We start from the raw sequence: 19,471 nt of genomic DNA, 5'->3' as shown, positions 1-19,471 counted from the left end.
GTTCCCCACTAGGAATAATCGCTGATGATTGGCTCGTTATCCGATCTTTTACGCCCTCATGAGCCGACACTCCTGCTTGATGCGGTCAATGCTCACCAACGGATTCTGCTGCATACGGAGCAAAGCAGCGAATTTGCGGCCCTTTTGCCCTGGGACAGGCTGAACGCCTTGATAACGCCAGACCGTATCTCTTCGGGACAGATAGAGATGGCCCGTGGCGGCTTTAAGCTTCCCATTGAAATGTCACTTGTGCGCAGAAAAGACCGACCCGGAGATACCCATCTCAATGTCGCTGCCCTTCATGGGCATTGTCGCCAGGGACTCAGCATCATCATCAACAATATACAGGGCATGGAGCGGAATATTGCCCTTATGAACGCGGTGGTCGAGCGAGAGCTGCGGGCACCGGTTCATACCAACGCCTATGCCTCCTTCACGCAACAAAGTGCATTCAAACCGCATTGGGACGACCATAATGTGCTGATCTTACAGGTTCATGGAAGGAAGGCATGGCGGTCCTGGGGGCAAAGAGAACCATATCCGACCGGGAATCCTGTTTATGATGACCCGGCGAGGCTGGGCGTTCCAGAATGGGAAGGCATCCTGCGGTCGGGAGATGTCCTGTATCTGCCCCGCGGCGAGGTTCATTGGGCGCAGGTACTGGACGGCGAGGATTCGGTCCATCTGACGGTAACGATCACCCCCCCGCGCCTTGATGACCTGGCACGCGCCTTGGCTCGGGCCTGTCGGGCGGATACCATTTGTCGGCGGGATCTGCCTGTCATTGCACCGCATCAGGATCGTGAGGCGTGGATGAGCGCGGTCAAGGCGCTGATGCATCAAGCCGTGGAGGCGCTTGATATTGACGATCTGCTGGTGCGGCTGGATCGGGAGCGTACACCGCTTCACTTCACCTCGCTGAGGATGATCTCCCGTGTCACGCCGGAGCGGAGGTTTCAACCGGCACTACGCCGTCGGCCGCCTGCCGCTGTTTTTGACACCTCGCCCACGGAGATCACCGCAGGCGACAAGACATGGCGGCTGAACGCCCGCGAGGCGACGATATTGAAAGAGGCGCTTAACGCCCAGACCTTGCAGGTATCCGATCTCTTCCCGGTGATGGCCGATGCCCAGCCAGCGGACATCATGCAAAGCGTTGCCGATCTCGCGGCGGATGGATTGCTGATTCTATTGGAGGGTTGATACCAAGGTCAATAAACCTTGGCCTTTGGTCAATCTTTCCTGCCCGTCAATCGCCGGAGCTGTTTCCGCAGCCTGTTAGCGGTTGCCGCCTTCTGCCCAGCGCAGGAACATGCCGAGGCCGATACCGCTACCCAGTGCGCTTGTCAGTTCCAGATAGCGGGGTTCGGCCGCCTCGGCAGCATCTGGCCAGTTGTCCAGCGTGGCACGCAACCGTGGCAGGTCGATCATTTCACGGCCCAGCGCGCTATCGTCGAGCCGATCCAGCTCCGCCCGCATCCAGGGCCTGAGCCGTGTCATCCAATCATGCCACTCCGCCAGTTGGCGTCCCTTGCGCCTCTCTGTGACGACGCTGGCCGGCAACCGGTCGGCCAGGACCCGCCGGGCTAGGAAACGGTCCTGGCGACCGCAGGTGAATTGATCATCGGGCAGGGAAAAACAGAATTCCGCCATCCGCACGTCGCCGAGCGGGTCACGATATTCGAACCCATGGACGTGGCGCATGGGGCTGAACAGGCTGTTGCGGTGCCAGGTGCTTTCCATCAGCATGACGCGCCATCGTTGCCGGAACGGCACGTCGCCTATCCCCGCCACCTGCGCTGCCCAAACCGTGTCTGCGGCAGCCATGTCCAGGTAGGTTGGCGAAAGACCGGTCCGTCGAAGCCATGGCGGCGAGCGCCTCCCTGTGCGCAGCCATTCCTTTGCGGATTGCGGGACGAGACCGCGCAGCGCATTCATGATGGTCCGGCGATCCGGCGTGTAACGGACATGGGCCCATGCGTCGGCGAAGGCCGATGGCCAGTCCCCCAGACGGTCGGGGCGCACGAAGGTCGACAGCGCCGAAGCGGTCAATGTAGCGTTGCCCGCCCGCCCACTCAGCAATGCCGGCGCCCGCAATTCCCGCACCCGCCGCCAGAGTCCCTGATACCATATCCCCGCGATCAGGCTGACCGGGGGCCGTCCGGTCCATGGAAACTGACGACGCAGCCAATCCTCGACCGGTTCAAATTGCCCCTGGCACAGCTCGGCCCGGATATTGGGGTGGAGTGCTGCTGTAGCTTGGGCATGTGGCCATTCATCGGTGAACCAGCTGTTGCCAGGCCCCAGGGCGGGGGTTGCCGGATCAGAGCGCGCCGTCAAGCTATGCACCGGCCCGGGTGCCACCAGCCGCGCCGCGGTGGTTGTGACGGCGGAGGAGTCGAGCCCTCCCGACAGCATGGATACGATAGGGCCTTGTCCCCGCTGACCGAGGCCGCGCAGATTGTCGGCGACGACCCGGTCCAGCAATTCCCGTGCGGCTTCGACATAGTCGCTGTCGCGGCGAAACCGGATGCGGCGCGTATGATCGAGCCTCCAGTACGGTTCCACCCGGATGCCATTGCGGGTCATGACCAGCTTATGAGCCGCGACAATCTGATCGACGCCGACAAAGCACGTGGCACTCGCCGCGATCCGAGGATTGAAGCTGTAGTTGCCGTACAGGCTGATCCCTGCCAGGGCCACGGGATCGATCCGGCGGGGGATCGCGGGGTCGGCCAGCAACACGCCAATGGCTGACGCAAAGCGCAGCCCTTCGCCCGACGGTGACTGGTGATAGAAAAGCGTCCGTCCGCCTGTGCGGTCGCAAGCCAGCAACAGCCGTTGCTCCGACCGATCCCACCAGGCGAGCGCGAACTGGCCGTGCAGTCGATCCAGTCCCGCATCACCCCAGCGCAGCAATGCCGAGGCGATCAGGTTGTTGTCCGTGGCCGCGTAGCCTTCTTCCAGTCCGAGGGAAGCGGTCAGGCCCGCACGATCAGCAAGCCATCCGTCCAATGCCAGAACATAGCGTCCGTTCGCGTGAACGGAGGGGCGGCACACGCCTTCCCCTACCACTGAGGTCCCTGCCAACGCTAGGAGGCAGGGACCATCGCCATTGCTGTGAATCTTGGCGCCGCTGAGATGGCTTGACAAGCTGACCAGACAAGGGTCGGCTGAATTTCTTTCAGGTCTGGTGTCGGGGTGCCGCAGGTCCACCGCCCCGTACAGCAAACCCGTCATGACGGGTCTTTGGCACCATGCGGCGTGTCATCGGTTACGGTTGAGTTGTTCCGCGTTTGGTCGAGACTGAGCACCTGCAGCCGCGGCGTCCGCCATGCCAGTCGTTCAGCTGCGCTGCGGCCCGTTACCAAGCCTTTATCCTGATCGAGTTCCTGATCCATGCCTTTATCTTTCCTGCCGTCTGACAGCATCTTCTACATCAACGGATACCATTGTGCGGTTCCTCTCGCAAAGTTTACTTGCTGGATGAGCTGACCTTACCTGTCGGCCACCGCAGGCAGGCGATACTCGGCCTTGTCCTCCCTTGCGGCGTGCAGATCGAAGGCCACGCAAATCCGTCGGCCTTCAATACCCAGAGGTGTTGTCCCATGGCTGAAATGGCTGGGCATGATGACGGCCATGCCAGGCTCAGGACGTATCCAGCGCTCGTCCCAACCATCGTCTGCTGCGAAACCCCGGTTGGCGGCAGGTCCTACGCGCAGCCACCCGGGCTTACCCACCGAATTGGCCACTATTGGAGGCACGACCACATAATAGACGCCATTGATCCAACTGGCGGCATGCAGATGCTGCACATGGTACGTGGCCGCATCTGACACAACACTCCAGGCCCGCAGGCACAGGCCTGCGGGGCGAAAACGCGCGAACGGATTGTTCAGATCGACCGGCAGCCGGTCAATATAGCGGAGCGCAGCCTGCCAAAGCCGGTCAATCATCCGGCGTATGACGGGGTTGTCCTCCCGTTCCAGATGGTTACGACGCCATCCCATGCGGATGGATCGATAGTTAGGCTGGTCATAACGGTCCAATGCCGTGCTGAGCTCTATGGTCAACGGTGCCAGATCGGGCTCGCCGGGTCCATGCAACCTTTCGACGGACAGGAAACGGCCCAAATCCATAATGTCCCTGACAGCGTCGCGGTTGCCTGCCCAGGCCGCGGTGGTGGCCAGCAGGTCCAGGCTGCGCGCATTGTTGAAGCCGGCATCCACAAGGCCGCGGACCAGGGGATAGAGGCGTTCACGCGGCAATGCTATGGTTAACAGATCGATGAAGGTACTGAAGTGTTTCAAGGTCAGATCGAGTTCCCGCAGGCGACCGCAGAGTATGGCGGCCTGATCGGTCTTCCCCTGGATCAGCAGAAAGGCTGCCTGCCGTGCGACCATGACTACCTCTGGCTGTGGTTTGTCGGTCATGGCCTGAGTGCTCCCGATCGTTTCAGTAATTGGTCATCCTCTCAGAGATCACAGCATGCGCCTCATATCCTGCCTGCCGGTATTTTCGCCAGAGGCAGGAAGGCTGGCGCTTCTTCTCCACCCGTGATCATGCCCCCCTCTGCTGTCAGCCAGGCATGGGCGGCCAGCGCCCCGTTCTGACGGGCGACGCCCAGATGCAGCACGCTGGGGATGGCCCGGCGTCGCAGCATGGTCCGCCCCGCCAAGGCCCTGACCAGGCAGGTCGTGTGAAAGGGCAGCCGTCTGGCTGCCCGGTCCAGTGCCTGGGCGACCTGCCTGGCGCGAGGATCGTCAGAGAGACGGGCATCCCCCTCCCAATCGCCGCGCTCTGCTCCCCGCAACAGCCAGGAGGCGGGCAGCGACAGCGACAGTCGGGCCAGCAGCAGCGCCAGGGCTGCCTCCACCATGATCGGTCGGGGAATACGCAAGGTCGGTGTGCCTCATTGTAAAGGAACAGTCAGTCTAGCTTATCGTGAACGCAATGGCAGTGGTTGTCAGGCAGATACAAGCTGTTAAACTGGCCTCTTCCCTGTTTCATATCAGCGGCAGTAAACCTTGACCTTTGGTCAATCTTTCCTGCCCGTCAAGCGTCGGCACCTGCATCTGCTGGCCTGGCTACGCTGCACATGCGGCGCGGCGTTGGTCGCCGCCGTACCAACGGTCATAAATGATGGTCGTTGGCGTCATACGGACCCTGCTTGCGGAAGGCGACCCCCTCCAGCACGGGTTGGCTGGGCAGCAGCGCTTCATCCCGGCCATAAACCGGTGTCTGGGGATTGCGTGGTCTTTCCAGCAGCAGATCGAACTGCTGGGCCCCCCCGTATCCTGGAAACGGAAATTGGTATGACGCAGGAAAAGCAGGCCGCCTGGCTTCAGGCAGGCCGATAATTCCACCAGGGATTGCTCAAAATCGGCAAACTGGAGCAGGGAGGAACAGCTCGGACGAAAATCCCCCAACTCCCCATGCCGGAAGACAGCCATGGCAAAAACCGCGTCATAGCTGTCCACGCCCTCTCCAGTGGCAGAGGCGGCAATGCTGAATGACAGGCGAGGATCGCCCAGGTGCCTGAGGCGGGCCTGGGCGCGCGCAATATTGCGGGGGTTGATGTCGATCCCCCGGATCTGGGCCTGGGGGAAATAGCGGCGCAGGCTGAACACCTCTTCCCCTGTTGAACATCCAAAGGAGAGGATACGCCTGTCCGGCCCATCGCCCAGCCTGTCGCATGCGAAGGCGAACAGCCGTGGATACCGGTCTACTGCCGTTGTCGCGAAAGGTTGGAACAGGCCTGCCGGGGGTGGTTTCCACAGGCTGGCATGGCGTGCATCTTCCCCCAGGGCGAAACGGTAAAGCGGGATCAGATGGCGGCTCCCCGGCAATGCCCGCACCAGCCGCTTCAGGGCATCCTTAGGCCACATCCCGCTGTACCTCTCCTGCCAGCAGCCGATAGACCGACGCCCGGCCGATGCCCAGGTGCCGCGCGATGGCGGTCGCCCCCATGCCCTCGGCCTTCAGGCGCCTGACCGCGTCCGCATCAATCCGGGCCTTGCGACCCTTATAGACGCCCTTGGCCTTTGCAGCCCTGATCCCTTCCATCTGGCGTTCCCGGCGCAGGTTCGTCTCGAACTCCGCGAACACACCCAGCATGTCCAGGAAGGCCTTGCCGGCGGCGGTGCCGGTGTCGATGGGCTGTTCGGTGGCGCGCAGGTCCACGGCCTTGGCCCGCAGCTCCGCCACAATATCCTGCAAATCCTTGATGGATCGGGCCAGCCGGTCGATGCGGGTGACCAGCAGCGTGTCGCCGGGCCGCAGGAATTCCAGCAGCAGGGCCAGTTCCGACCGGCCCTTGCGGCTGGACCCGCTGGCCTTCTCGGCGCGTACCACGGCACAGCCGGCCCGGGTCAGCGTTTCCACCTGGATCGTCACATCCTGGCCGGTGGTGGAGGCGCGGGCATATCCGTACAGGGCCATGGGGGGGTGTCCCGTAAGGGGGATGTTTGTCCCGTTAGGGTCTAGACCAAGACAGGATAACGTCTCGGAAAGTAAAAACATACCCTTTTGAGACGGTGGCCGCCGTCTCACAGGATTGTCTTGTAAGAGTATACCCAAACAATATGTCTTCGGCCATGACAGGTCATCTGCGGTGCCAGGGCTGACGGGGTGGTTCCCCTCAACGCAATCGGCGCCAGAGAAAGCCGGCCAGCCGTGAAACGGGGCGCAACCGGTCCAGGGGGCCGGTGGGCTGATCCGGGAAAAGGTCCAGGGCGACTTCCTGGCGAAAGGCCGCCAGGCCCCCGCGCAACCGCCAGCCCACCCAGTGCATACACAGGGTCCGCAATGCCCAGACAGGACCGCGTCTGGGCCCCGCATGCCCCGTCGCCAGCCAGCGTGTCAGCCAACCGGGATGTGTTGGAACCCGGATGCCGGGGGGCGGGGCCGCTCCCAGCAACAACCGGATGAGCGCAAAGGCCTGCCCGCCTGCCCTCTCCATGCCAAGGGATCTAATCTGCGCGCCAAGGCCCGCCGCCATCTCGCGGTCGCGGCACAGCAGGGCGATATCGGTCAGCCAGGCCAGCCGTTCCCACCCATGGCCAGCTCCATGGACGAAAAGATAAATGCCCTGATGCGCAGGCCCCAGGGTCGGGATCGCCAGGCCGGCCACCGTCACCAGCTGTCTTCCCGCATGGAGCGTATCGAAATCGAAGGGGAGGCGATCGGGGTTGTCTGTCAGGCGCTGATGCAGTTCCACCCAGACGGGGCCACGGTGCAGGATCAGATCGCGCGGACAGGCTTGCGGCGCGGTGTCCGCGCCAAGGGGGGGCATGCCGGGGGCCAACCGGTAGCCCAGATCGTGGAGGACCCGGCGGGCGGTGGCGAAATCAGCCGGTGCGACCAGCAGGTCGATGTCACCGCTGCTGCGGCGGACCGGATCGTCGAACAGCAGAACCGACAGGGGCACTCCCTTCAGTACCAGGAAGCGGATACCGGCCTGCTGCAGGGCCCGCGCGATCTCCGCTTGCGCCGCGATCCGCCCCAGGCCCGCGCAGCCTGAACTGCGTGCGGCCTGCCGCATGCCGTCCAGCACCTCTTCAGGCAGGCCAGGCCATTGCGGGGCGGCCTGGAAGACCAGGGGTGCCACGTGGTGACGGTTGCACAGCGCCTGGAATCCGCGCCAATCCACCGCTGTGGGCATGATCGCAGGCCCCGGCAGGCCCGTAGCCTTGGCCACCATGGTCGCCATGATCAGGAAAGGGTGATCGGTGATGGAAGGCATGCGTGTACGGGCCCGCAGAGGACTGTCAGATGTGGAGGAGCTGTGGCGGGCTCCCCTTTTCCAATTGTGGAGAGCGGATGGAACGGGTTCCTGTGTTAGCATGGCGGGGTGGCATAAACCATGACAGCCATCCCCTGTCCGGCATCCAATAGGGGAAATTTTCAGGGTTCATCCCGCACTCAAGCTTTGGTCGCCCAGCCTGGATAATAACAAACTTATTGATTGTATTATATGAAGTGTTACGGTGGGCTTCCGTTGTTCAAGCTTCAGTGAGTTGACGTCATGCGGGCCTTTTCCAAGGACATGTTTTCTCTCCCCACCCTTGGGGTCCAGGAAAACGTCTCCAAAGCGGCAGGTACCGCGGTGCTGATGGCGCTCATTTCTCTCAGCCCGGTATTCAGCGTGACGGCATTGGCGCAATCGACCGCCAGTTCCACTGCCGCGGGCCGGGCTGCGGGCAACAGTGCGGCCATTGTCCGCGACAGCAGCCCCGGCACCACGGACAGCGATGACAGCAAGCGCCTGGACGAGTCCTATCAGCCCAAGGGCGTGGAGATGGGCAGCTTCCTGATGCTGCCCCAGGTGGAACTGTCTGGCGTCTATAACAGCAACATCTACGCGACCAAGAATGATACGAGGGGCGACCTGATCACCCGCGTCACGCCGGAAGTGCGCTTGCGGTCGCGTTTCCCGGTCCATGCGCTGAACATCCTGGCGCGTCTGGACCAGTCGATCTATGCCAAGAACAGTGCCGACAACCATCTGGACGGCGTATTCCTGGGCGATGGCCGCTATGATTTCACCAAGGAGTGGGAAGCCAACGGCCGTGCCGAGCTGAACCAGTATTACGAGGATCGCGGCAGCCCCGATGACGCGGGCGGCAGGAAGCCGACCCGGTCGCGGGCGGCCATCGGCAGCCTGAGCACGAAGTCCCAGATGGGGCGCATAACCCTAGGCGCTGGGTTGGACATGGCGGAGCGCGATTACGCCGATGTCAGGACCTCCGACGGTTCCGTCATCAACAATGATGATCGCGACCGTCTGGAAACCTCCCTTACCGCCCGTGCCGGTTATGAATTCCGTACCGGTTACTCGATGCTTGTTTCCGGTACCCAGAACTGGCGGCGGTATGACGACAGGCTCGATGATGCGGGGTACCAGCGTTCCAGCGACGGTCACCGTCTGGAGGCCGGCCTGGGGGTTGATATCACCGATCTGATCCGCGGTGAATTCCTGGTTGGCTATATGCAGCAGGATTACAAGGACCGCCGCCTGAACGATTCCCAAGGCTATTCGCTCAATGCCAGCTTCAACTGGACGCCCACCCGCATGACGGTGGTCGTCCCGTCCCTGGAACGTTCCGTGCAGGAAACGACGGTTGCCGGTTCCGCGGGCATCGTGCGCACCTCCGGCTCCATGGTGGTGCGCCATGAGCTGAGCCGCAATCTGGTCGTGACCGCCATCGGCTCGGTGCTGCGTGACAATTTCCGGGGCAACGAGCGCAAGGACTGGACCTATGATACGCGTCTGCGCGGGACGCTTGCCCTGGCTCCTGAATATTATGTCAGCGGCGAGTTGGGCTATCGTGACCGGACTTCCACGATCGATAGCGCCACCTTCAACCAGATTGTGGTTGCCCTTCGCGTCGGCTGGCGCATCTGACCGGGCCTGACCCTGAAACCTCCGTGCCCCGGTTAAGGCAGGAGGGCAAGAGGTATGAATGCCTGCGGACATGTTGATTGACCATGCTCCACGACAGCGGCGTGCCTCCCTGGCCGGGGTGAGGCGCGGCAGCTGGTGGGTTTGCTTGGCGATGCTGTTCTGCGACGGGCTGCTGTTGCAGGCGATCGTTGCCTCGGCGACCTGGGCACGCCTGAAAATGGCTGACTGGCTGCCGATCGGTGTCGGCCCGGAAATCTATCAGGGTGTGCATCTGGCCGTCCTGGCACTGCCCCTGATCTATTTTGTCGGCGGCCTTACCCCCGGCTATGGCCGCTCTGCCGTGGATCGGTTGCGGCTGCGCGTCACGCTGACGGCCGTCTATTTCGCGGCCATGCTGCTGTTCGACCATATCGCCCTGGGCGGGCAATGGTCGCGCGGGATCATGCTGATTGCGTCGGCGATGGCGATCATCGCCATGCCCCTGGCCGATGCGCTGGTGCGTGCGCTGCTGATCCGGCACGGGTTTTGGGGTATGCCGGTGGCGGTGCTGGGCACAGCCCCGGCGCGGGCAAGATTGATGACGATCCTGCATGCTCACCCCGAGCTGGGTTGGATACCGGCCCTGGAGAGCGAGATCCCCCCTGCGGCGTCACCGCCCCGGCCCGACCATGTCACCCTCGCCCTCCTGGCCACGGACAGCATCGCTTCACTGGCACTGGCTGACCAACTGCCTTACCGGAAAGTGGTGCTTGCCACGGGCTTGAGCGACATGCAGAGCCAATGGGTCGTCGCCCGCGACCTGGGGGGACAGCTTGGCCTGGAGATGCGGCGCAACCTGCTGCTCCCCTGGAACCGGCTGTTCAAGAGGAGCATGGATGTGGTGCTGGGCGGTCTGCTGTTGCCGCCGGCCCTCCTGATCTGCCTGCCCTTCGTGCTGGTGGTGCAGCTTCTCTCGCCGGGTTCCATCTTCTACAGTCAGCGCCGCCACGGCCTGGGGAACAAGACGTTCCCGGTGCTGAAGCTGCGCAGCATGTATCCCGATGCCGACCAGCGCCTGCAAGCCCTGCTGGACAGTTCGGCCGATGCCAGGGCGGAATGGGACGCTGCCATGAAGCTGCGCCACGATCCGCGCCTGATCCCCATCGTCGCTCGCCTCATGCGCCGGCTCAGCATCGATGAACTGCCGCAGCTGCTGAATGTCCTGCGCGGTGAGATGAGTATCGTCGGCCCCCGTCCCCTGCCCGATTATCATCTGCAGACCATGTCGGCAGCCGCCTGTGACATGCGCGCCAAGGTGCTGCCAGGCATCACCGGCCTGTGGCAGGTTTCCGGCCGCAGTTCCCTACCGCTGACGGAGATGGAGCGGCTGGACAGCTACTATGTCCGCAACTGGTCGATCTGGCTTGATATATACATTCTGGCCCGAACGGTCGTGGAAATCCTGCGAGGGCGCGGGGCATGGTGAGCGCCCCGCCGCGCGTGCCCATCCTGGGCGTGCCCGTGCATATGATCACCTTGCCGGACGCCGTGACGCTGGCCGCCGGTTGGGTGCTGCGTGGCGAGCACGCCTATACGTGCCATGCCGATGCCCGTTCCATTCTGGAGGCCCGTGACCATCCGGAGGTGCGCCGGGCCTTCGATGGTGCCCATCTGGTCGGGGCCGACGGCATGCCCCTGGTCTGGCTAGGCCGGATGCGGGGCCATGCCGTGGGGCGCGTCTACGGGCCGGATTTCATGGAGGCCCTGATCAGCCACGGTGTCCGGCGGGAGCAGCGCCCTTTCCGGCATTTCTTCTTCGGCTCCAGCACCCCTGTCCTGGACCGGCTGGTGGACCGGCTGCGCCGGCATTATCCCGGCCTTGCCGTCGCCGGCACCCTTTCCCCCCCGATGGGGCAATGGGATGAGGAGATGGAGGCGGAGCATATCGCCATCATCGACAGGGCGAAGCCGGATATCGTCTGGGTCTCGTTGGGGGCGCCACGGCAGGATCTGTGGATGGCGCGCAACCGCTCCCGTCTGGCCGCTCCATTATTGTGCGGCGTGGGAGCCGCTTTCGACTTCCTGTCCGGTTCCAAGCCACAGGCACCGGTCTGGCTGCGCCGTACAGGTCTGGAATGGATGTTCCGTCTGGCGACGGAACCCAGGCGCCTGTCCGGACGCTATCTGCAAACCGTACCCCGCTTCGCGGTTCTTAGTCTGATGGAGGAAATCCGCCGGCATCTGCGCCGAATGAAAGACATTTGACCTCATCCGGTGCGAATGGTCGTGACTGGTCACAGTTCTCTATAGGCTTCAGGCCTTGACCACGTGGCCGACAGCCCGGCCGTTTCGCAGGGCATTGCGCGTATCGACAATCACCGGGCAGGTTGACAGCAGCAGTTCATAATCTACGCAGTCGTGATCGGTCACGATTATCGCGGCATCATAAAGCGCCAAGGCCCCGGCTTCCCAGGCAATGGAGACACGTCCGGCAAGTTTGGGATGTTCCCGCGTCGATGGCAGCATCGGGATGAAGGGATCGTGGTAGTCGACCGATGCTCCCCGTTCCAACAGCATATCCATCAGGTGGAGGCCAGGGGATTCCCGGCTGTCATCTACGTTTTTCTTATAGGCCATGCCGACCAGCAGGATACGGCTTCGGCTGAGCCCGATGCCGTGATGCCTGTCCAATGCCAGGACCAGCTGGTCCAGCACGTACCGCGGCATCATGGTGTTCACCTCACCCGCCAGTTCGATGAACCGCGTGGAAATGCCGAATTCGCGCGCCTTCCAGGTGAGATAGAAAGGGTCGATCGGAATACAGTGCCCGCCCAGCCCAGGACCCGGATAGAAGGGCATGAAGCCGAAGGGCTTGGTCTTGGCCGCCTCGATCACCTCCCACACATCGATGCCCATGGCGCCATAGATGACCTTCAGTTCGTTGACCATGGCGATATTGACGGCACGGAAGATGTTTTCCGTCAGCTTGGTGGCTTCCGCCGCGCGGCTGCTGGAAACCAGCACCGTCCGAGGGACGATCTGTTCATACAGCGCCACGGCCAGGCGGGCGGCGGCGGGACTGTCGGCGCCCACCACCTTGGGTATGCGGCTGGTGGTGAATTCGATATTGCCAGGATCCTCCCGCTCGGGAGAAAAGGCGAGAAAGAAATCCCGTCCGCTGACCAGTCCCGTCTGCTCCAGGATCGGACGCACCACCTCGTCCGTCGTGCCGGGATAGGTGGTGGATTCCAGTATGATAAGCTGTCCGTGTCGTAACTGGTCACGGATCATCTGGGTGGTTTCTATCACATAGGTCAGATCCGGCTCCCGCTGCGCCGATAGCGGGGTGGGCACGCAGATGATGACGGCGTCGCAAGCCCGTAGCGCGCCAGGCTCGGTGGTCGCCTGAAACAGTCCCGTCGCCACGGCGCCGGCCACCCGTTCATCGCTGATCTGTCTGATATAGGAACGGCCCTCATTCAGCATCGCCACCTTGGCGACATCGATATCCAGGCCCGTAATGGCAAAGCCGCGCCCGGCAAGCGCCAGCGCCAGTGGCAGCCCGACATAGCCCAGGCCGATGACGGCGATGGCGGCCTGCCGGTCAAGGTAGCGTTGTTCCAGCAGGGTAGTGTCGATCACGGGGCTCTGGCTCATAAAGCTATCGGTGGTTTGATTGGTCACATCAGGCATGCCGTCACTATGCCGTGTCCACGGGGCCCAGGGATAGCGCGATGCTGACACTCCCTCTCGCAAGAGGCCAATGACCTTGCTCTACCAGGGGTTTCCCGACATGGTACAGGCCATGGGTACCCGGCCGGAAAGTGGAGAATGCGCTTATTCGTACTGATGCAGTGTCGGATGCTTTCGGAAGCGGTTGGGGTGGATGAGAGCTTTAGACGGCTTTTGTCGGAGGGGGTGTTAAGCGCATATGAAGCACTGCCATATCATGGCAGTGCTGAAGAGCGGGGCTGGCCTGCAACCTGGGAGTGGGCTTTGCATCAGATCCGCCGGATGCGCGCGGACGTGGTCTTCCTGCAATATTTCCATGGGCCAATCCCCGATCCGACGGGTTTTATCGAAACGGTGAAGCAGTTGCCATGGCACCCGACGGTGGTGACCAGTTCGGGTGACGGATTCGGGCGCTTCACCCGCCGCCCGCCCGCCTCCCTACGCATCGCCAGCCGCCTGTCCGATCTGACCTTTGCCACGCAGATGGGCGGGGTTGCCCGAGATCTGGTCCGTGGCGGTGCCCGGCGCGTCACGCTGATGCCCAATGGCTATTGTCACGTGCGTTTCGATACCGATCTGGACCCGGCGCGGTACAATGCCGAGTTCGATGTGGTGATGATCGGCAATCAATGGCGGAACATGAACCCAACCCATTTCATGTTCTATGCGCGCATGCAGCGTTACCGGCAGGTCGCAGCGCTTTTCAAACGTTACGGGAAACGGTTCGGCCTTTTCGGCCAAGGCTGGGAAAGGGTGCCTGGCGCACAAGGCCCCATCCCCTACGACCAACAGGTTGCCATCATGCGGCAGGCGCGGGTGGTGGTGGGCGCCTTCCCCCATTCAGCCATGAACTACTACACCTCCGACCGGGCACAGATCGCCATGCGGTCGGGCATCCCCTATGTGGAATTCCATATGCCACGCACGGAGACATTGTTCCTGGACGGGGAACATTGGCATCTGGCCCGCAGCATCCGCGGTATGCTGGGCCAATGTGACCGGCTGCTGGGGCTGGGCGATGCCGAATGGCTGGCACTGGGGGGCAGGGCTGCCGCGCACATGGTGGCGGGGCACAGCCAGTATCATCGCAGCCGGTTGATGCTGGAGATCGTTGCTCAGGTGCGCAAGGCCGGCCTTGCCGGCACCCCCACCCCCCTTCCTCAGCTCGATTTCTTCGCCCCCGGCGTCCGCCTGGAGGATGAATGGCCCCATGCGGTCCTGGGCTGGGCATGAACTCTCTTCCCAGTCCTTTGCGTCGCAGCCTTTTCTGATCATGGGTGGATAGTTTCTTAACAAATAGTGGTACTGACGCCTTTCCGATACGTGTCGGCGGATGTATAAAGGGGGGCGTTGCCTTTCTATCGGACCCATGGGGTTTCTCATATGAGCATGTTCCGTCGTTGCGCCCTTGCTGCTGTGGCCGCCGCCGCCATGCTTGCCGGAACCCAGGTCGCGCCCGCGCAGGCCCAGCAAAGCCAGACGGGGGCGACGATCAACAGTCTGCCGCCGGCCCTTCGCGCGGCCGTGCTGGCCGGCAATCCGCAGGCGGTTCAGACCGTGATCACCACCTTGTCAGGCGGTAACCCGCAGCAGGCCGCCAACCTGGCCAACAATGTGGTCGCGGTGGCCGAGCAGATGGTTTCCACCAACCCCCAGGCCGCGATCCAGGTGGCTGGCGCTGCGGTCGAGATTGTGCGTGCCACGACGGTGCAGAGTTCCGCCCCGGTGCAGACGGCGACCGTTCTGACCACGGCATCGCGCATCTTCGTCTCCCCGCCGGTACAGCGCGTCGCCCCCGCCGCCGCGGCCAGCGTCGCGACCGCAACCATTGCCGCCGCCGCCACTGCCAACAATCCGACGGTGGCCGCCAATGTCAGCCTGCAGGCCGTCACCCTGGCCGAAAATATCCTGGCGGTGGCACCGGCCGCCGCGGTGCAGCTTGCCAGTTCGGCGGTCCAGGCCGTGCAGTCGCAGGCCTCGCAGGCCGCTGCTCCGGCGCAGACCCTGAACGTCATCACCACGGCCGCTCGGGTGGCGGTCCAACCAGCGGCCCAGGCCGCCGCACCGGCGACCGTCGCCAGCATTTCCGTCGCGGTCACGCAGATCGCCACCAACCCGGTCATCTATCAGGTCTCACCGCAGGCGGCCATCTCCGTCATGGCCAATGCCTACAGTGCCGCCACTTCCTCCACCGTGACGGCGGCGTCCCCCTCGGCAGCGTCCAGCGTGACCACGACGCTGAACCAAGCCAGCGCCTCCACCACTTTGAGCACTTCCAATGCCAGCAATGCCGCACAGGTGAACGCTATCCTGGGGGGAACGAATGTCGCTGCCGCCCCCGAAAACACCCCGGGGACCGGTACCACGCAGGCAGCCCCCCAACAGAATACCACCCCGCAGAACAACCCGACGGTCAATCCGGTCGTGGTGGAAACCCCGATTTTTACCGCCAGCCCCAGCTGACGGCGCCTGGGCGCCGGTGAATGGCCTGATCGTGGCCTTCAGCAGCCCCACAAAGCCCGGTCAGGAGGATGGCGAGGTTAAGGCTCCCCGGAAAATACTGCATATTCTGAATGAATTGCGGTTTTCGGGGGCGGAGACCATGTTGGCCTGCGCCGGGCCCGCCTTTGCGGCGGCGGGCTGGCAATCGCATATATTGTCCACCGGCGACGACATCGGCCCTTTCGCCCCCATTCTGGCGCGCAAAGGCTATGTGCTTCACCACATGCCCTTCATCAAGAAGGTCACCTTCTTCGCCCAGGTGCGCAGGCTGGTCGCCGAGGGCGGTTTCGATGTGGTGCATATCCACAGCGAACGGGCCTATCCGCTTTATGCCCTGCTGGCCGCACCGTCGGCCCGGGTGGTGCGGACTGTTCACAGCACTTTCCTGTTTAACGGGCCGCTGCGTCTGCGCAAGATGCTGGAGCGCCAGTTCTGCCGCCGGCTGCTGAACGTCACCTTCATTGCGCCCAGCCGGTCGGTGCAGGACAATGAGCGGTCACGCTTCGGGTTGCCCGCGCGGCTGTGCCCCAACTGGTATGACGATACCCATTACCGCCCGCCAACCCCGGATGAGCGGGCGGCGGCACGGGCAAGGCTGGGCTATGGCCCGGACCAACGGGTGATCGTCAGCGTGGGTAGCTACATCCCTTTGAAGAATCAGGATAATATCCTGGAGGCGCTGGCCCTCTGGCCGCAAGGGCGGATGGATTATCTGCATGTGGGCAGCCATCTGGAGGATGCGACCGGCCGATCCCTGACCGCGCGGGCCGTCCGGCTGGGCTTGGGTGACCGGTTGCGATGCGCCGGGGAAAGTGGGGATGTGCGCAGCCATCTGTGGGCGGCGGACATTTTCGTGATGCCGTCCCTTTGGGAGGGGGTGGGCATCGCGGCGATCGAGGCCATGGCGACCGGCCTTCCTGCCATTCTGTCGGACCGGCCGGGTCTGGCGGATTTCCGTGCCCTGGCCCCCGAAATCCGCTATTGCGAGCCCGACGCGTCGGGCATCATCCAGCAGATCAAGGCGCTGGCCGTTCTGCCGGAAGCGGCGCGGCGCGGCATCGGCGACAGCCTGGCCCAGGCGATGCGGCGGCATTTCAGCACGGGCAGCGGCATCCGCCAATATCTGGACCTTTATCAGGGACTTTGATGACCAGTGCCCAGGAACCGATGCGGATCGGTATTGCCGCCCCGGCGGATATCGGTCTTCTGGCACCCCTCCTGCCGGGAAGGGACCTGCCCGACGGACTGGGATCGACAGTGATCTCCCGGTTGGTGCGAGCCTTCCTGGAAGGTGGCGACCAGGTCGTGCTTTATACGCTGGATCCATCCATTTCCCGCCCGCTGCGCTTTGAGAGGGACGGTTTCACCCTGCATATCGGTCCCTACCGGGCCCGGCATCGGATGCGGGACCTGATGGCCGTGGAGCGCCGTACCATGCGGGACATGGTCTTGTCCGACCCGCCGGACGTGGTCAGTGCCCACTGGTGCTATGAATTCGCCCTGGGCGCGCGGGCTGCGGGACGGCCGACATTGATTTCCGTATGCGACTGGGCGCCGACGATTCTGCGCCACAGCCCGGATCTTTATCGGCTGGGTCGACTGGCCATGTTCGGGTGGACCTTGGCGACAAGCAGCCATCTGGCTGCCCCGTCCCCGCATATCGCGGGGCTTGTGCGGCGGTTCAGTGGAAAGGAATGTGCCATTGTCGGCCAACCGCTGGAAGAGAGCAGCTTTTGTGCCCTGCCGCGTTCCTGGCCCGGCGGGGATCTCGCGCTGGCCTGCATCGCCAATGGCTGGGGCCGTCTCAAGAATACAAGCACCTTGCTGCGGGCGTTTGCTCTTTTCCGCCAAGGACGGCCGACCGCCCATCTGACCTTCTATGGCCATGATCATGGGCCGGGCCAGGCAGCCGAACAATGGGCGCGGACCCATCATCTGACCGACAATGTCCGCTTTGCCGGCTTTCAACCCAATGCGGTGGTGCTGGACGCGCTGTCACGCGCCCATCTCTATATCCATCCTTCCTTGGAAGAATCCTTCGGACAGGTCGTATTAGAAGCGATGGCGGCCGGTACGCCGGTGATCGGCGGCCACCGGTCCGGGGCCGTTCCCTGGCTGTTGGACCAGGGCGGGGCGGGATTGCTGGTCGATCCCCTGGATGCAGAAGCGCTCTGCGGGGCAATGGACATGATACTCTGCGACCCTGCCCGGTGGGAAAGCCTCTCCGCTGCCGGTCTGGCACGTGCCCGCGGGACTTTCACTGCCCCCGCGATTGCTGCCAATTACCGCTCTCTCCTGCGTGCATTAAAAATGGCGTGACCAATCATGTCAGGGACGACGATCTATAATATTCCCTGATGATTATTACTATCTATAAATCGTCGTCTTTAAGGCGCCTCAATCCCACATACCGCAGCATCTGATTATTCAGTTCCGGGAAAAGAAGGGCATAGATACTTTCCGTGATAAGGGCGCAAAGGCCGATATTCAGGCCCAGCTGCAGGGGAGGAGCCAGCCCATCCATCAGCCCTGCCGTCATAGTGACGCCCGCCACGCATCCGGCCCCGGCGATGGCCCCCGGCAATAAGGGGCCCAGGAGCCGGATCGGGGACAGGCCCAGACAAGTCGCCGCGAGACGCATATGCAGCAGAAGGAACAGGACGTTTGCGCCTGCGGCCCCGGCCAGGGCCCCTTCCAGGCCACCCAGCCAGCTCCCCGCACCCAGGGTCAGGGCGGTAACGCAGATCGAGAGCAACTGGATACGGAACCGTTCGCGTAGGCGCAGCATTGCTTCGTTAATCATACCGAAGACATGAGCTAGCATAGCGGTGCTGGCGAGTGCCGCGACCCAGGCGACAGCCGGCGGCGCGTCCTGCCAGCCGGCCCCCAGAATGGTACGGCTCAACGATGGCGCCGCCACTGCGGCGCCGGCGCAGAGCGGCAGCACGATGGCCGCCACCACGGCGATCACCTCCCGGCAGGTCGGCAGAAGGGTGGATATATCGTCCCGCCGGGCGCTGACTGTGGCGATCCGTACCCGCGTCACCGAGGTGACGATCATTTCGACCGGTATCTGGATAAGTGTGGTAGCGCGGTTGTAAAGACCGAGTGGCGTTCCCCCGAGCACGGTCCCGATGATGGTCACGGGCAATTGCCCGTTCACCAGTTCCAGGAACGATGTGCTGGAGATGGTTAGGCTGCTGCGTGCGAGGGGTTTCAGCAGGGTCCAGGGCCGGGGTGGCGCCCCCGTCAGCCGCACATGGCCGGCCCGGCAGGCGAAATAGCCGTAAAGGATGCTTTGCAGCAGGGTTGTCATCAACTGCCCGGCGATCAGGGCATAAACCCCCCAGCCTTGCGATGCCGCGACCAGCGCGACGGCTCCCCCTCCCAGCAGCTGGGTGCCGATATCCACGAGGGAAAGCTGCTTGAAGGCGAGACGCCGGCGCAGGCTGGCACGGAAGACCACCCCCATCGTCGAGAGCAGCACCAGCGGCGCCAGAGCTGCGAGTGCCAGGAAAAAGGCGGGCGGCCAGCCGATCTCTATCGCCAGCCAGGCAATGCCGGCCAATGACAGGCTGGCTGCCAGCCCCATCCAGCCCAGTGCCTGGAAGGCGGCTGTCAGGACTGGCAGTCCCAGATCCGGCAATAGCAGTATGGCGCGTTCGGGGCCGGCGGTCAGCACATGCTGCACCAGCCGGACAACGGCCAGCGAGCCGGCCAGCAGACCATAATCCTCAGCCGTTACCAGTCGGGCCAGCCCGGCCATGATCAGCGTTTGCAGCAAGACCATCAGAATATTGCTGGTCAATGTGATGCGGACGCCGCGGATCGCCTGGCTTTCATGATGCATCG

At 63.3% G+C, this 19,471-nt stretch carries 17 protein-coding genes; 8 read left to right on the top strand and 9 right to left on the bottom strand.

Annotated elements, in window-relative coordinates:
- Window positions 1-24: 24 nt before the first annotated feature.
- Window positions 25-1,203, top strand: a complete 1,179-nt coding sequence (locus ACODSP_RS20975) for a JmjC domain-containing protein (protein ID WP_488967487.1) — start codon at window positions 25-27, stop codon at window positions 1,201-1,203.
- A 75-nt stretch (window positions 1,204-1,278) separates the two neighbouring features.
- Here the strand turns inward: ACODSP_RS20975 and ACODSP_RS20970 are convergent, their stop codons facing one another.
- The 7 genes from ACODSP_RS20970 to ACODSP_RS20940 all read right to left on the bottom strand — a co-directional run bounded on the left by ACODSP_RS20970 (window position 1,279) and on the right by ACODSP_RS20940 (window position 7,744).
- A complete protein-coding gene (locus ACODSP_RS20970; protein WP_488967486.1) occupies window positions 1,279-3,240 on the bottom strand; it encodes an asparagine synthetase B family protein in 1,962 nt (653 codons plus the stop codon).
- Window positions 3,237-3,401 (bottom strand): hypothetical protein, encoded by a 165-nt coding sequence (locus ACODSP_RS20965; protein ID WP_488967485.1) that lies wholly within the window; start codon window positions 3,399-3,401, stop codon window positions 3,237-3,239. Before ACODSP_RS20965 ends, ACODSP_RS20970 begins: the two co-directional genes overlap by 4 nt.
- A gap of 96 nt (window positions 3,402-3,497) precedes the next feature.
- The gene (locus ACODSP_RS20960) at window positions 3,498-4,433 is read right to left on the bottom strand and encodes a putative 2OG-Fe(II) oxygenase (RefSeq protein WP_488967484.1); all 936 of its coding nucleotides are present in this window, start codon (window positions 4,431-4,433) and stop codon (window positions 3,498-3,500) included.
- 62 nt (window positions 4,434-4,495) lie between these two features.
- On the bottom strand, window positions 4,496-4,900 hold the full coding sequence (locus ACODSP_RS20955; protein ID WP_488967483.1) for a lasso peptide biosynthesis B2 protein: 405 nt from the start codon (window positions 4,898-4,900) through the stop codon (window positions 4,496-4,498).
- 187 nt (window positions 4,901-5,087) lie between these two features.
- Window positions 5,088-5,888 carry a class I SAM-dependent methyltransferase gene (locus ACODSP_RS20950; RefSeq protein WP_488967482.1) on the bottom strand — a complete coding sequence of 267 codons (801 nt, stop codon included), beginning with the start codon at window positions 5,886-5,888 and terminating at the stop codon, window positions 5,088-5,090.
- Window positions 5,878-6,441: a recombinase family protein gene (locus tag ACODSP_RS20945; protein ID WP_488967481.1), complete on the bottom strand. Its 564-nt coding sequence runs from the start codon at window positions 6,439-6,441 to the stop codon at window positions 5,878-5,880. The genes ACODSP_RS20950 and ACODSP_RS20945 overlap by 11 nt, the downstream gene beginning before the upstream one ends.
- Window positions 6,442-6,640: 199 nt before the next feature.
- Window positions 6,641-7,744 carry a nucleotidyltransferase domain-containing protein gene (locus ACODSP_RS20940; RefSeq protein ID WP_488967480.1) on the bottom strand — a complete coding sequence of 368 codons (1,104 nt, stop codon included), beginning with the start codon at window positions 7,742-7,744 and terminating at the stop codon, window positions 6,641-6,643.
- Window positions 7,745-8,113: 369 nt separating this feature from the next.
- Here ACODSP_RS20940 and ACODSP_RS20935 point away from each other — a divergent pair, with 369 nt between their 5' ends.
- The 3 genes from ACODSP_RS20935 to ACODSP_RS20925 all read left to right on the top strand — a co-directional run bounded on the left by ACODSP_RS20935 (window position 8,114) and on the right by ACODSP_RS20925 (window position 11,650).
- Window positions 8,114-9,406, top strand: coding sequence for an outer membrane beta-barrel protein (locus tag ACODSP_RS20935; protein WP_488967479.1), 1,293 nt, complete (start codon window positions 8,114-8,116; stop codon window positions 9,404-9,406).
- A 151-nt stretch (window positions 9,407-9,557) separates the two neighbouring features.
- Window positions 9,558-10,871, top strand: coding sequence for a sugar transferase (locus ACODSP_RS20930; protein WP_488967525.1), 1,314 nt, complete (start codon window positions 9,558-9,560; stop codon window positions 10,869-10,871).
- The gene (locus ACODSP_RS20925) at window positions 10,865-11,650 is read left to right on the top strand and encodes a WecB/TagA/CpsF family glycosyltransferase (RefSeq protein ID WP_488967478.1); all 786 of its coding nucleotides are present in this window, start codon (window positions 10,865-10,867) and stop codon (window positions 11,648-11,650) included. Before ACODSP_RS20930 ends, ACODSP_RS20925 begins: the two co-directional genes overlap by 7 nt.
- Window positions 11,651-11,698: 48 nt before the next feature.
- On the opposite strand, the gene ACODSP_RS20920 is transcribed toward ACODSP_RS20925, so the two are convergent.
- Window positions 11,699-13,042, bottom strand: a complete 1,344-nt coding sequence (locus ACODSP_RS20920) for a nucleotide sugar dehydrogenase (RefSeq protein ID WP_488967477.1) — start codon at window positions 13,040-13,042, stop codon at window positions 11,699-11,701.
- Window positions 13,043-13,399: 357 nt separating this feature from the next.
- Between ACODSP_RS20920 and ACODSP_RS20915 the strand changes: the two genes are divergently transcribed.
- The 4 genes from ACODSP_RS20915 (at window position 13,400) to ACODSP_RS20900 (ending at window position 17,938) form a co-directional block, all read left to right on the top strand.
- Window positions 13,400-14,350 (top strand): glycosyltransferase family protein, encoded by a 951-nt coding sequence (locus ACODSP_RS20915; protein ID WP_488967476.1) that lies wholly within the window; start codon window positions 13,400-13,402, stop codon window positions 14,348-14,350.
- Between the two features lie 150 nt (window positions 14,351-14,500).
- Window positions 14,501-15,580 carry a hypothetical protein gene (locus tag ACODSP_RS20910; RefSeq protein WP_488967475.1) on the top strand — a complete coding sequence of 360 codons (1,080 nt, stop codon included), beginning with the start codon at window positions 14,501-14,503 and terminating at the stop codon, window positions 15,578-15,580.
- A 16-nt stretch (window positions 15,581-15,596) separates the two neighbouring features.
- Window positions 15,597-16,766: a glycosyltransferase gene (locus ACODSP_RS20905; protein WP_488967474.1), complete on the top strand. Its 1,170-nt coding sequence runs from the start codon at window positions 15,597-15,599 to the stop codon at window positions 16,764-16,766.
- Complete coding sequence (locus tag ACODSP_RS20900) at window positions 16,766-17,938, top strand: glycosyltransferase family 4 protein (protein WP_488967473.1); 1,173 nt, start codon at window positions 16,766-16,768, stop codon at window positions 17,936-17,938. Before ACODSP_RS20905 ends, ACODSP_RS20900 begins: the two co-directional genes overlap by 1 nt.
- A gap of 52 nt (window positions 17,939-17,990) precedes the next feature.
- On the opposite strand, the gene ACODSP_RS20895 is transcribed toward ACODSP_RS20900, so the two are convergent.
- A complete protein-coding gene (locus tag ACODSP_RS20895) occupies window positions 17,991-19,469 on the bottom strand; it encodes an oligosaccharide flippase family protein (protein WP_488967472.1) in 1,479 nt (492 codons plus the stop codon).
- Window positions 19,470-19,471: the final 2 nt, after the last annotated feature.

It is taken from the genome of Niveispirillum sp. FG156 (assembly GCF_057809555.1).
This window is presented reverse-complemented; position numbering and strand designations above follow the sequence as displayed.